This is a genomic window from Escherichia sp. WS3227_2 (genome assembly GCF_046486495.1).
Classification (GTDB): Bacteria; Pseudomonadota; Gammaproteobacteria; order Enterobacterales; family Enterobacteriaceae; genus Escherichia; species Escherichia coli.
This window is the reverse complement of record NZ_JBJQLG010000023.1, coordinates 1-11,946: the sequence shown is the minus strand read 5'-3', so window position 1 is coordinate 11,946 and position 11,946 is coordinate 1. Positions and strand designations below refer to the sequence as shown.

At 49.5% G+C, this 11,946-nt stretch carries 13 protein-coding genes and 1 pseudogene; 10 read left to right on the top strand and 4 right to left on the bottom strand.

Annotated features, from left to right (window positions below; genetic code table 11):
- The first annotated feature begins 1 nt into the window (after nt 1).
- Genes gspE through gspO form a run of 10 tightly spaced genes read left to right on the top strand, consistent with a single transcriptional unit; the run spans nt 2 to nt 7,883 of the window.
- Nucleotides 2–1,483 carry a type II secretion system ATPase GspE gene (gene gspE / locus ACJHXB_RS22675; RefSeq protein WP_001219899.1) on the top strand — a complete coding sequence of 494 codons (1,482 nt, stop codon included), beginning with the start codon at nt 2–4 and terminating at the stop codon, nt 1,481–1,483.
- Nucleotides 1,480–2,676: a type II secretion system inner membrane protein GspF gene (gene gspF / locus ACJHXB_RS22670; RefSeq protein WP_001109559.1), complete on the top strand. Its 1,197-nt coding sequence runs from the start codon at nt 1,480–1,482 to the stop codon at nt 2,674–2,676. Before gspE ends, gspF begins: the two co-directional genes overlap by 4 nt.
- 9 nt (nt 2,677–2,685) lie before the next feature.
- Nucleotides 2,686–3,123, top strand: a complete 438-nt coding sequence (gene gspG, locus ACJHXB_RS22665) for a type II secretion system major pseudopilin GspG (protein WP_001202877.1) — start codon at nt 2,686–2,688, stop codon at nt 3,121–3,123.
- Between the two features lie 7 nt (nt 3,124–3,130).
- Nucleotides 3,131–3,640 (top strand): type II secretion system minor pseudopilin GspH, encoded by a 510-nt coding sequence (gene gspH / locus ACJHXB_RS22660; RefSeq protein ID WP_001076042.1) that lies wholly within the window; start codon nt 3,131–3,133, stop codon nt 3,638–3,640.
- Nucleotides 3,637–4,014, top strand: a complete 378-nt coding sequence (gene gspI / locus ACJHXB_RS22655) for a type II secretion system minor pseudopilin GspI (RefSeq protein ID WP_001041753.1) — start codon at nt 3,637–3,639, stop codon at nt 4,012–4,014. The genes gspH and gspI overlap by 4 nt, the downstream gene beginning before the upstream one ends.
- Nucleotides 4,007–4,594 carry a type II secretion system minor pseudopilin GspJ gene (gspJ, locus tag ACJHXB_RS22650; RefSeq protein WP_000610627.1) on the top strand — a complete coding sequence of 196 codons (588 nt, stop codon included), beginning with the start codon at nt 4,007–4,009 and terminating at the stop codon, nt 4,592–4,594. The genes gspI and gspJ overlap by 8 nt, the downstream gene beginning before the upstream one ends.
- The gene (gene gspK, locus ACJHXB_RS22645; RefSeq protein WP_001058526.1) at nt 4,587–5,570 is read left to right on the top strand and encodes a type II secretion system minor pseudopilin GspK; all 984 of its coding nucleotides are present in this window, start codon (nt 4,587–4,589) and stop codon (nt 5,568–5,570) included. Before gspJ ends, gspK begins: the two co-directional genes overlap by 8 nt.
- A gap of 14 nt (nt 5,571–5,584) precedes the next feature.
- Nucleotides 5,585–6,748, top strand: coding sequence for a type II secretion system protein GspL (gspL, locus tag ACJHXB_RS22640; protein WP_001115232.1), 1,164 nt, complete (start codon nt 5,585–5,587; stop codon nt 6,746–6,748).
- A complete protein-coding gene (gene gspM, locus ACJHXB_RS22635; protein ID WP_001389811.1) occupies nt 6,745–7,206 on the top strand; it encodes a type II secretion system protein GspM in 462 nt (153 codons plus the stop codon). Before gspL ends, gspM begins: the two co-directional genes overlap by 4 nt.
- Entirely contained in the window at nt 7,206–7,883 is a 678-nt protein-coding gene (gene gspO / locus ACJHXB_RS22630) for a prepilin peptidase GspO (protein WP_001241107.1), read from the top strand. The genes gspM and gspO overlap by 1 nt, the downstream gene beginning before the upstream one ends.
- 28 nt (nt 7,884–7,911) lie before the next feature.
- Here gspO and bfr read toward each other — a convergent pair whose 3' ends face one another.
- The 4 genes and pseudogenes from bfr to tuf form a co-directional block, all read right to left on the bottom strand.
- Nucleotides 7,912–8,388: a bacterioferritin gene (gene bfr, locus ACJHXB_RS22625; protein WP_000675504.1), complete on the bottom strand. Its 477-nt coding sequence runs from the start codon at nt 8,386–8,388 to the stop codon at nt 7,912–7,914.
- Nucleotides 8,389–8,459: 71 nt separating this feature from the next.
- Complete coding sequence (bfd, locus tag ACJHXB_RS22620) at nt 8,460–8,654, bottom strand: bacterioferritin-associated ferredoxin (protein ID WP_000289085.1); 195 nt, start codon at nt 8,652–8,654, stop codon at nt 8,460–8,462.
- Nucleotides 8,655–8,822: 168 nt separating this feature from the next.
- The gene (gene chiA / locus ACJHXB_RS22615; protein ID WP_000773171.1) at nt 8,823–11,525 is read right to left on the bottom strand and encodes a bifunctional chitinase/lysozyme; all 2,703 of its coding nucleotides are present in this window, start codon (nt 11,523–11,525) and stop codon (nt 8,823–8,825) included.
- Nucleotides 11,526–11,816: 291 nt separating this feature from the next.
- A pseudogene (gene tuf / locus ACJHXB_RS22610) lies at nt 11,817–11,946 on the bottom strand (elongation factor Tu); the annotation flags it as partial.

The window sequence follows — 11,946 nt, the reverse complement described above, 5'->3', positions numbered from 1 at the left end:
TATGAGAATTCACTCACCGTACCCCGCCAGTTGGGCGCTGGCACAACGAATTGGTTATCTCTATTCAGAGGGCGAGATTATTTATCTCGCCGATACGCCATTCGAACGGTTACTCGATATTCAACGTCAGGTTGGCCAGTGCCAGACCATGACCAGCTTGTCACAGGCTGATTTTGAAGCCCGGCTGGAAGCGGTGTTCCATCAGAATACCGGTGAGTCGCAACAGATTGCGCAGGATATCGATCAATCCGTCGATCTTCTCTCGCTTTCGGAAGAGATGCCCGCAAATGAAGATCTCCTGAATGAAGATTCAGCGGCACCGGTTATCCGCTTGATCAATGCGATTTTGAGTGAGGCCATCAAAGAAACCGCCTCCGATATCCACATTGAAACCTATGAAAAAACAATGTCGATCCGTTTTCGCATCGACGGCGTTTTGCGGACAATTTTACAGCCAAACAAAAAACTGGCGGCACTGCTTATCTCCCGAATTAAGGTCATGGCTCGTCTTGATATCGCCGAAAAACGTATTCCACAGGATGGACGTATTAGTTTGCGTATCGGGCGACGTAACATAGATGTCCGCGTATCCACACTGCCGTCCATCTATGGTGAACGCGCCGTGCTCCGTCTGCTGGATAAAAACAGCCTCCAGCTTTCATTGAACAACCTGGGGATGACGGCAGCGGATAAACAGGATTTAGAAAATCTCATCCAGCTTCCACACGGTATTATCCTGGTGACCGGACCGACAGGCTCCGGTAAAAGTACCACGCTCTACGCCATTCTTTCGGCGCTGAATACTCCCGGCCGCAATATTCTGACGGTAGAAGATCCCGTGGAATATGAACTGGAAGGCATAGGACAAACGCAGGTGAATACCCGTGTGGATATGTCTTTCGCTCGCGGCCTGCGCGCCATACTTCGCCAGGACCCGGATGTCGTCATGGTGGGGGAAATTCGTGATACAGAAACTGCGCAGATTGCGGTTCAGGCCTCGCTCACCGGCCATCTGGTACTCTCAACACTCCACACTAACAGCGCATCAGGCGCAGTGACCCGGCTCCGCGACATGGGCGTCGAATCATTCCTGCTTTCGTCTTCCCTGGCAGGGATTATCGCGCAACGTCTGGTTCGTCGCCTGTGTCCGCAATGCCGACAATTCACGCCCGTATCACCCCAACAAGCGCAGATGTTTAAATATCATCAGCTCGCGGTGACAACAATTGGCACTCCCGTAGGCTGCCCTTATTGCCATCAATCCGGCTATCAGGGGCGCATGGCGATCCACGAAATGATGGTGGTGACGCCGGAATTACGGGCCGCTATTCATGAAAATGTGGATGAACAAGCACTGGAGCGACTGGTCCGGCAACAACACAATGCCTTAATCAAAAATGGCCTGCAAAAAGTGATAAGCGGTGACACCTCCTGGGATGAGGTTATGCGCGTCGCCAGTGCCACGCTGGAGAGCGAAGCATGAATTATCGCTATCGCGCCATGACCCAGGATGGTCAAAAATTGCAAGGGATCATTGATGCTAACGATGAACGTCAGGCACGACTGCGGCTGCGTGAAGAAGGGCTTTTCCTGCTGGATATTCGCCCCCAAAAAAGTTCGGGAGTAAAAACACGTCGCCCGAGGATCAGCCATAGTGAACTGACGCTTTTCACCCGGCAGTTGGCAACCTTAAGCGCAGCGGCATTACCTCTGGAAGAGAGCCTTGCCGTAATCGGTCAACAAAGCAGTAATAAACGACTGGCTGATGTGTTAAATCAGGTACGCAGCGCCATCCTTGAAGGGCATCCCCTTTCCGATGCGTTACAACATTTTCCCACGCTTTTCGATTCGCTCTACCGTACCCTGGTTAAAGCGGGCGAAAAGAGCGGGCTGCTGGCCCCGGTGTTGGAAAAACTGGCTGATTACAATGAAAATCGGCAGAAAATCCGCAGCAAACTCATTCAGTCGCTGATCTACCCCTGCATGCTGACTGCGGTGGCGATTGTGGTCGTGATTATTCTCCTCACTGCTGTCGTGCCCAAAATTACCGAACAGTTCGTGCATATGAAGCAGCAACTGCCGCTGAGTACACGCATTCTTTTAGGTCTGAGCGACACGTTGCAACATACCGGCCCAACATTACTAGCGACAGTGTTTATTGTCGCTGTAGGTTTCTGGCTCTGGTTAAAACGCGGCAATAACCGCCACCGTTTTCATGCCATGTTGCTGCGCGTTGCACTCATCGGCCCGCTGATTTGCGCCATTAACAGCGCACGCTATCTCCGCACTTTAAGTATTTTGCAATCCAGCGGCGTCCCTCTGCTGGATGGGATGAATTTGTCCACCGAAAGTCTCAGCAACCTCGAAATCCGCAAGCGTCTGGCAAATGCGGCAGAAAACGTTCGGCAGGGTAACAGCATTCATCTTTCGCTGGAACAAACCGCAATCTTCCCGCCGATGATGCTCTACATGGTGGCCTCTGGCGAAAAAAGCGGGCAGCTCGGCACATTGATGGTCAGGGCCGCAGATAACCAGGAGACACTCCAACAAAATCGGATCGCCTTAACGCTCTCCATCTTCGAGCCAGCACTCATTATTACGATGGCACTGATCGTCCTGTTTATTGTCGTGTCGGTACTCCAACCTCTTCTTCAACTTAACTCAATGATTAATTAAGGAAATCATATGCGCGCAACGGATAAGCAACGCGGTTTTACATTACTGGAAATTATGGTGGTGATCGTCATTATCGGCGTACTTGCCAGCCTGGTGGTTCCCAACCTGATGGGCAATAAAGAAAAGGCGGATAAGCAAAAAGCCGTCAGCGATATTGTGGCGCTGGAAAACGCCCTGGATATGTACAAGCTCGACAATCATCGCTATCCAACCACAAATCAGGGACTTGAATCCTTAGTCGAAGCACCGACACTACCACCGCTGGCCGCAAACTATAACAAAGAAGGTTATATCAAGCGTCTGCCTGCCGATCCCTGGGGCAATGATTATGTCCTCGTTAATCCTGGTGAACATGGTGCATACGATCTGCTTTCAGCAGGGCCCGATGGTGAAATGGGAACCGAGGACGACATCACCAACTGGGGTTTGAGCAAGAAGAAAAAGTAAGTCAGCGATGAATCAGCAACGCGGGTTTACCCTGCTGGAGATGATGCTGGTGCTGGCGCTGGTCGCTATCACGGCAAGTGTGGTGCTCTTCACATATGGTCGGGAAGATACCGCCAGCACTCGTGCGCGCGAAACAGCGGCGCGGTTTACCGCTGCACTTGAATTAGCCATCGACCGCGCCACGCTCAGTGGTCAGCCTGTCGGTATCCATTTCTCTGATTCAGCATGGCGCATTATGGTACCGGGCAAAACACCATCAGCCTGGCGCTGGGTTCCATTACAAGAAGATGCCGCAGACGAGAGCAAAAATGACTGGGGTGAAGAACTCTCAATTCAACTTCAGCCATTTAAACCTGATGACAGCAACCAACCGCAGGTGGTGGTTCTGGCCGACGGACAAATCACGCCCTTCTCTTTGTTGATGGCTAACGCAGGGACCGGTGAGCCGCTCCTGACGTTAGTCAGTTCAGGCTCATGGCCCCTGGATCAAATGCTCGCCAGAGATACCCACCCATGAACAAACAATCAGGGGTGACACTGCTTGAAGTCTTACTGGCGATGAGTATTTTCACCGCTGTTGCTCTGACTTTAATGAGCAGTATGCAAGGGCAACGAAATGCCATCGAGCGGATGCGTAATGAGACGCTGGCGCTGTGGATCGCAGATAACCAGCTTAAGTCGCAAGATACATTCAACGATGAAAACACGTCCAGTTCAGGCAAAGAGATAATTAATGGCGAAGAGTGGAACTGGCGCAGCGATGTCCATTCAAGCAAAGACGGCACGCTTCTGGAACGCACCATAACGGTGATGTTACCCAACGGTCAGAAAACCGCTCTGACTCGTTATCAGAGCATCCATGATAGATCCGGGCAGGCGCAAGATGATTAATCGCCAACAGGGTTTCACATTGCTGGAAGTCATGGCGGCGCTGGCGATCTTCTCAATGCTTGGCGTGCTGGCGTTTATGGTTTTTTCGCAAGCGTCTACGCTACATCAACGCTCACAGAAAGAAATCCAGCAGTTCAATCAGCTACAGCGCACCATCACCATTCTTGATAACGATCTCCTGCAATTGGTCGCCCGGAGGAATCGGAGTACGGACAAGATCATGGTGTTGGGTGAAGAAGCTATTTTTACCACGCAAAGTCGTGATCCGCTGGCTCCTCTCAGTGAAGCACAAACCTTACTCACAGTTCACTGGTATCTACGAAATCATACGCTCTACCGTGCTGTTCGTACTTCTGTGGATGGCAGGAAGGATCAACCCGCCCAGGCGATGCTGGAACATGTCGAGAGCTTTCTTCTGGAAAGTAACAGCGGGGAAAGCCAGGAACTTCCTCTCTCAGTCACGTTACATCTGCAGACTCAGCAATATGGGGTGTTACAGCGCCGTTTTGCATTACCTGAGCAGTTAGCGAGAGAAGAGTCGCCAGCTCAGACGCAGGCCGGGAATAATAACCATGAATAATGAACAACGCGGCGTCGCGCTGCTCATTGTACTCATGTTACTGGCGCTCATGGCTGCTCTGGCAGCAGACATGACGCTCAGTTTTCACAGCCAGCTTCAGCGAACCCGCCAGGTAAACCATCATTTGCAACGGCAATATGATATTGAACTGGCGGAGAAACTTGCGCTTGCCAGCCTCACCCAGGACGTTAAAGATAACGACAGACAAACCACGTTGCAGCAGTACTGGGCACAACCGCAACAGTTGCAGCTGGAAAATGGCAATACAGTGAAGTGGCAGTTACGCGATGCCCAGCACTGTTTTAATCTCAATGCGTTAGCAAAAATCTCTGACGACCCGCTGGCTTCCCCTGATTTCCCCGCCCAGGTATTCAGTGCGCTGCTGATTAACGCCGGTATCGATCGCGGAAACACCGATGAGATCGTGCAATCAATCGCTGACTATATTGATGTCGATGACTCACCACGCTTTCACGGCGCAGAAGATAACTTTTACCAAAGCCAGACGCCGCCCCGGCATAGTGCCAATCAGATGCTTTTTCTGACCGGCGAATTGCGTCAGATAAAAGGCATAACCGAAAACATCTATCAGCGGCTTATCCCGTATGTCTGCGTTCTCCCGACCACGGAACTTAGCATCAATCTTAATATGCTAACGGAGAACGATATTCCGCTCTTCAGAGCGTTATTCCTCAATAACATCACGGATGCTGACGCTCGGGTCTTATTGCAAAAAAGGCCGAGGGAAGGCTGGCTAACCACGGATGCATTTCTTTACTGGGCGCAGCAGGATTTCTCCGGCGTGAAGCCTCTGGTAGCTCAAGTGAAAGGGCATCTTTTTCCCTATAGCCGCTATTTTACGCTGAGTACGGAAAGTATCAGCGACGAACAATCCCAAGGATGGCAAAGCCATATTTTTTTCAACCGTAAACAGCAGAGCGCCCAAATCTATCGGCGTACGCTGCAACTCTACTAATCATAAGGATCGTGATGCCTGAATCGTTGATGGTCATACGTTCTTCCTCGACGCTGCGTAAGCATTGGGAATGGATGACGTTCTCCGCAGATAGCGTATCTTCGGTACATACGCTCACAGACGATCTTCCGCTGGAGTCGCTGGCGGATCAGCCCGGTGCCGGAAATGTTCATCTTTTGATCCCACCAGAGGGCCTTTTATATCGTTCCCTCACGCTGCCCAACGCCAAATACAAACTCACCGCACAAACATTGCAATGGCTGGCAGAGGAGACGTTACCCGACAACACCCAGGACTGGCACTGGACGGTTGTCGATAAACAAAACGAAAGTGTCGAGGTGATAGGCATTCAGTCGGAGAAACTCAGTCGCTATCTTGAGCGTTTACATACTGCCGGACTCAACGTGACGCGGGTTTTGCCAGATGGCTGCTATCTTCCCTGGGAAGTAGATAGCTGGACTCTGGTTAACCAGCAAACAAGCTGGCTTATTCGCAGTGCCGCACATGCCTTCAACGAACTGGATGAACACTGGTTACAGCATCTTGCTGCCCAGTTTCCGCCTGAGAATATGCTTTGTTATGGTGTAGCACCTCACGGCGTTGCAGCGGCCAATCCACTTATCCAGCATCCTGAAATACCATCACTGAGTTTGTATTCTGCCGATATTGCATTCCAGCGCTATGACATGCTGCATGGTGTTTTTCGTAAACAGAAAACTGTAAGCAAATCGGGAAAATGGCTCGCCCGCCTGGCAGTAAGCTGTCTCGTTCTCGCCATTCTTTCTTTTGTTGGCAGCCGGGGCATCGCGCTCTGGCAAACGCTTAAGATTGAAGATCAACTTCAGCAACAACAGCAAGAAACCTGGCAACGTTATTTCCCGCAGATCAAACGCACCCACAACTTTCGTTTTTACTTTAAGCAGCAACTCGCTCAGCAATATCCTGAAGCTGTGCCGTTGCTCTATCATTTACAAACACTTCTGCTGGAACACCCTGAACTGCAGTTAATGGAGGCGAACTATAGCCAGAAGCAAAAGTCGCTGACCTTAAAAATGAGTGCTAAGAGTGAAGCCAATATCGATCGTTTCTGTGAGTTAACACAGTCCTGGCTTCCGATGGAAAAAACAGAAAAAGATCCGGTCAGTGGTGTATGGACAGTAAGGAACTCAGGGAAATGATTAAATCATGGTGGGCAGAAAAATCCACATCGGAAAAACAGATCGTTGCGGCACTGGCGGTTCTCTCGCTCGGCGTTTTTTGTTGGCTTGGGGTGATAAAACCGATAGATACCTACATTGCAGAGCATCAGTCCCACGCGCAAAAAATTAAGAAGGACATCAAATGGATGCAGGATCAAGCGAGCACCCATGGTTTACTTGGTCATCCTGCGCTTACGCAGCCCATCAAAAATATCCTTCTCGAGGAAGCAAAACGTGAGAATTTGACTATCACGCTGGAAAACGGTCCGGACAATACTCTGACAATTCATCCTGTCACAGCTCCCCTCGAAAACGTCTCCCGCTGGCTCACTACGGCACAGATAACACACGGTATTGTTATTGAAGATCTTCAGTTTACTCTTGCCGGAAACGAAGAGATCACCCTCAAGCATTTGTCCTTCAGGGAGCAACAATAATGGCAATGCTACTGCCGCTCTTCATTCTGGTTGGTTTTATTGCAGGTTATTTTGTTAATGCCATGGCCTATCACCTCTCGCCGTTGGAGGATAAAACGGCGTTAACGTTTCGCCAGGTATTGGTTCATTTCAGGCAAAAAAAATATGCCTGGCATGATACAGTGCCCCTGATACTTTGCGTTGCTGCTGCTATCGCCTGCGTCCTGGCACCTTTCACGCCCATCGTGACTGGCGCACTCTTTCTCTATTTCTGTTTCGTACTCACGCTCAGTGTTATTGATTTTCGCACTCAGCTCCTGCCCGACAAACTCACCTTACCGCTGCTCTGGCTTGGCTTGGTATTTAATGCGCAGTATGGATTAATTGATTTACATGATGCGGTTTACGGCGCGGTAGCGGGCTATGGGGTGCTGTGGTGTGTTTACTGGGGCGTCTGGTTAGTTTGTCACAAAGAGGGATTGGGCTACGGTGATTTCAAGCTACTGGCCGCTGCAGGCGCATGGTGTGGCTGGCAAACGTTGCCAATGATACTGCTGATTGCCTCGCTGGGTGGCATTGGTTACGCCATCGTTTCACAACTGCTGCAACGCCGGACTATAACCACTATCGCATTCGGCCCGTGGCTTGCGCTCGGCAGCATGATAAACCTGGGGTATCTGGCCTGGATCTCTTATTAACCGGGAGGGTTCTCCCTCCCGACACGGCTCAACCTTCTTCGCGGATCTGTGCTTGCAGATAATTTTGCAGGCCCATCTTCTGAATCAGATCAAGTTCCGTTTCCAGCCAGTCGATATGGCCTTCTTCATCACGCAAAATTTCTATCATCATATCGCGGCTGACGTAATCATGAACGCTATCGGCATAACCAATTGCCTCACGCAAATTCTTCGCGCCATCCAGCTCAAGTGCCAGATCAGAACGCAGCATTTCCTCAACATCTTCACCAATGTTCAGTTTGCCCAGGTCCTGTAAGTTTGGAAGACCTTCCAGAAAAAGAATGCGCTCAATATAACGATCGGCGTGTTTCATCTCATCAATGGATTCATGATACTCCACATCATTGAGACGTTTGAGACCCCAGTTTTTAAACATCCGGGCATGGAGAAAGTACTGATTGATTGCGACAAGCTCATTTCCCAACAGTTTGTTGAGATAATTTATAACTTTAGTATCACCTTTCATTTTTTGACTCCTTCGCTTCCACTCTTTGAAGCGTAGAACGGCTTACGAGTAAGTCAAAAAACACACTCCGTTTATGCGGACTCCTTAAACTCCGGCAGCTGCATTAATTCGTCCTCCATCACTTCACGCGCGGCCCGGACACATTTACCGCACTGATTGCCGACCGGAATAAATTTTTTTAATTGCTGGAACGAGTGAGGGGAAAACTGGCGCACAGCCTGACGAATTTTTTTATCGCTGATACCATTACAAAGACAAACGTACATAGAGACTCCCGTATACTTTCTTCAAAAATAAATGAAAATAGTTCTTATTTCAATTACGAAAAGACTCTTTTTTAAGCAAAGAATAGAAATATGAATAAAAATAATGGGCTACCAAAAGTAGCCCATTGACAAAAAATGCGGCGATACCGGAAGGTATCGCCAACACATTTATTGCTTAGTAAACGGCGCGAAGATTTCGCTAAATGCGTACTTCGGTGCCTGTTCTTTAGTCAAGCCGTGGAATTCCGGAGACAGGTTAGTGCCGCCCGGCAGGTCGCGCGCGATTGACCAGATACCAACCATACCGAGATTACGCTTCTGCGCATCCTGCATGACCAGACGAGCATCAGAGAGATAGAACACCTCGCCCTGAACGTCGTTCACGCCAACCATCGGCGTAGTACCCATCATAGCGTCAATTTCTGCATCGCTCTTGTTGGGATGGAGGCCTTTCAATTGTGAATGCAGGTTGGCAATCGCAGACGTTGCACACTTACCGTGAATGTTCTGGCCTTCGGTATTTGCAGACTGACAAATCGCGTTACCGTAGTCCATTGTCATCACGTTCACACCCGCCAGCTCAACACCTTTCGCTTTGGCATCGCTCAGGACATTCATCCCTTCCGGCGTCAGGCCAGTCGGTAGAATTGGCAAGGTGTACCAGATAGCAATATCTTTGCCTTCTGACTTCCATTTATCCTGCACTTTCTTCACAGCAAGGTTACGGCGTTCAATAGATGCCTGATCCGCAACCCAGGTGCCTTCGATATCGAAGTCCAGGACTCTGAGGTTCAGGTTATCAACGATGTCATAATAATGCTGCATCAGATCGTCTACGTTCTTACAGGAAGCAGCCAGCGGAGCGTTATTAGCACCACCGATAGACAGCATCACATCGCCGCCAGCCTCACGCAGAGCTTTGATTTTGCTGTACTGAGCGTAATTCTGCATACCGTAAGCGGTACCCCATGTCGGCAGACAGGTGTTCGCATCTTTACTCACCACAAACGCCAGCGTGAAGTGGTTGACGTTATGATTCTTAGCCAGCGCAGCCAGATCCGGGATCGTATTCAGCGTAAAGTCAACATACGGTGCATAAACGTGTTTCGGCCACGCTTTCTTCGGAGTACCTACACGTTCTTTGGTTCCGGTCCAGTCAACAAAAACACGCCACGGGTTGCTGTCAGAAGGAGAAACTTTCTGCACTTTACTCTGAGAAATGTAGTTCGCACCGTTAAAGCGAATCAGCGTATCGCTGGTATAAAGCGTTTCTGGATTAAACTGCGGCGCATTATTCAGCTCTTCGTTGCTATAGCTCTGAGCCTTACCTAACGGCTTCCACGGGCGGCTATTGCTACCGGTGGCGTTTTGGTTCGCAACCAGAGCAGGGTTGTCACTTTGCGTCCAGAACAGCGCTTCATAAGCCTGCCCATCAACAACAACGCGATCACCTTTCACGTACACAGTGGATGCGGACCATGCTTTCGCCGGTTCGTATTTCTTCCACGGGTTATCACCGCCTGGGACAAAGCCCCATGCGTCTTGATCGACAGAAGTTTTATAATGTGCATCGTTATAATCTACGATGCTGTCCGCGCTGTACGCTTTGCTGGCCTGGAAACCATCCGCAACAATGACGCCGCCGTTATCAATTTCACAGGTAGTCGGGTTACCGTACTGACTCAATTCCGCAGCGGTAGCTGTACGCACGAGACGCCATGGGTTATTGGAGTTTTCAGCGCTGGTACCCCGTGGGCAATCTTCAGAACCAACCCACCAGGCATTCTGATAGATATTACCATTGAAGATAACATGGTAAATTTCGCTACCTTCCTGGCCGCTCCACGCTTGCAATGAGTAATCGTTACCGCTATCCGCTGGTGTTGATGGCTCGTTGTTATCCGGGGTTGGGGTCACCGGAGTTTCCGGTGTTTCCGGAGTTGGATCAACCGGAGTCACAGCATCGCCATTATTATCCGGCTTAACGGAACAGGAGCCTGGGTTACCATACTGGCTGATTTCTGTTGCTGTTGCCGCGCGAACATAACGCCATGGGTTGCTGGCATCGTTTTCTTTCGCATCGCCTGGGCAATTTGCCGCGCCTACCCACCAGGCGTTCTTATAAATGCTGCCGTTGTAGATAACGTACAATGTAGAAGAACCTTCCTGACCTTTCCAGGCTACGACAGCATAGTTGTCGTTTGACTTATCAGCTGGGGCTGGCTGAACATCAGGAGCCGGTTTAACGTCCGGTGCCGGTTTCACATCCGGTGCAGGCTGTGGTGCTGAAGTACAGGACTGTGGATTACTGGTTTCTGAGATTTCCGTTGCCGTAGCGGCACGAACATAACGCCATGGGTTGCTGGCATCATTGCCTTTCGCATCACCCGGGCAGTTAGAAGAGGCTACCCACCAGGCATTTTTATATACCGCACCATTAAAGACGACATACCAGGTCTGACCGCCCTGCTGTTTATTCCAGGCAACTACAGAAGAATTAGACGGAACAGTGCCCTGTGCTGGTGTAGCCGAACCGCCATTAGCCGGCGTATTGGATGCAGGCGTATTCGAAGTTGAAGAAGATGAGCTACCGCTCTTTTCGCAGGAAAGTGTATTGCCAAACTGACTAATTTCAGCAGCTGTCGCGGTACGCTTTAAACGCCACGGGTTAGTTGCATCATTTGCTTTCGCTTTTCCCGGGCAATTTGTAGAAGAAACCCACCAGGCATTTTCATAAATTTTGCCATCGAAAATAACCTGATATTTATTGCCACCTTGTTGGTTATTCCATGCTTCCATTGCCAATGCTGGCAGAGCGGAACACACCAGCCCCATACCAATCATAGATTTGGTAAATATATTTAATTTCATTATAATCCCTTGTGACGTAAAAACTGCAAAACAAAAGTCCTACGCAGGAATTATTTACGTTTTACGAGAACCCTTCAATATGAATTAAAGCACGGCATTAAAAATAAGAAAAAAGCCTGACAAATGAAGCATTTTAAAAACAGAAATATTCATATTTAAAATATTAAATTGAATTGATATTTTAAATATGAATAATTTATTCGTTCTGACAGTACGAATAAGATATGCAGTCAACAAATGCAAAAAGGGCGCCGAAGCGCCCTTTTTAATTCGAAACTAATTAACGTGTAATTAGCCCAGAACTTTAGCAACAACGCCCGCGCCAACGGTACGGCCGCCTTCACGGATTGCGAAACGCAGACCGTCGTCCATCGCGATCGGGTGGATCAGGGTAACAACCATTTTGATGTTGTCGCCCGGC

Bases quoted from the DNA above. Each gene is read 5' to 3' on its own strand.
- gspE (WP_001219899.1), top strand. From the start codon at position 2: ATGAGAATTCACTCACCGTACCCCGCCAGTTGGGCGCTGGCACAACGA.
- gspF (WP_001109559.1), top strand. From the start codon at position 1,480: ATGAATTATCGCTATCGCGCCATGACCCAGGATGGTCAAAAATTGCAA.
- gspG (WP_001202877.1), top strand. From the start codon at position 2,686: ATGCGCGCAACGGATAAGCAACGCGGTTTTACATTACTGGAAATTATG.
- gspH (WP_001076042.1), top strand. From the start codon at position 3,131: ATGAATCAGCAACGCGGGTTTACCCTGCTGGAGATGATGCTGGTGCTG.
- gspI (WP_001041753.1), top strand. From the start codon at position 3,637: ATGAACAAACAATCAGGGGTGACACTGCTTGAAGTCTTACTGGCGATG.
- gspJ (WP_000610627.1), top strand. From the start codon at position 4,007: ATGATTAATCGCCAACAGGGTTTCACATTGCTGGAAGTCATGGCGGCG.
- gspK (WP_001058526.1), top strand. From the start codon at position 4,587: ATGAATAATGAACAACGCGGCGTCGCGCTGCTCATTGTACTCATGTTA.
- gspL (WP_001115232.1), top strand. From the start codon at position 5,585: ATGCCTGAATCGTTGATGGTCATACGTTCTTCCTCGACGCTGCGTAAG.
- gspM (WP_001389811.1), top strand. From the start codon at position 6,745: ATGATTAAATCATGGTGGGCAGAAAAATCCACATCGGAAAAACAGATC.
- gspO (WP_001241107.1), top strand. From the start codon at position 7,206: ATGGCAATGCTACTGCCGCTCTTCATTCTGGTTGGTTTTATTGCAGGT.
- bfr (WP_000675504.1), bottom strand. From the start codon at position 8,388: ATGAAAGGTGATACTAAAGTTATAAATTATCTCAACAAACTGTTGGGA.
- bfd (WP_000289085.1), bottom strand. From the start codon at position 8,654: ATGTACGTTTGTCTTTGTAATGGTATCAGCGATAAAAAAATTCGTCAG.
- chiA (WP_000773171.1), bottom strand. From the start codon at position 11,525: ATGAAATTAAATATATTTACCAAATCTATGATTGGTATGGGGCTGGTG.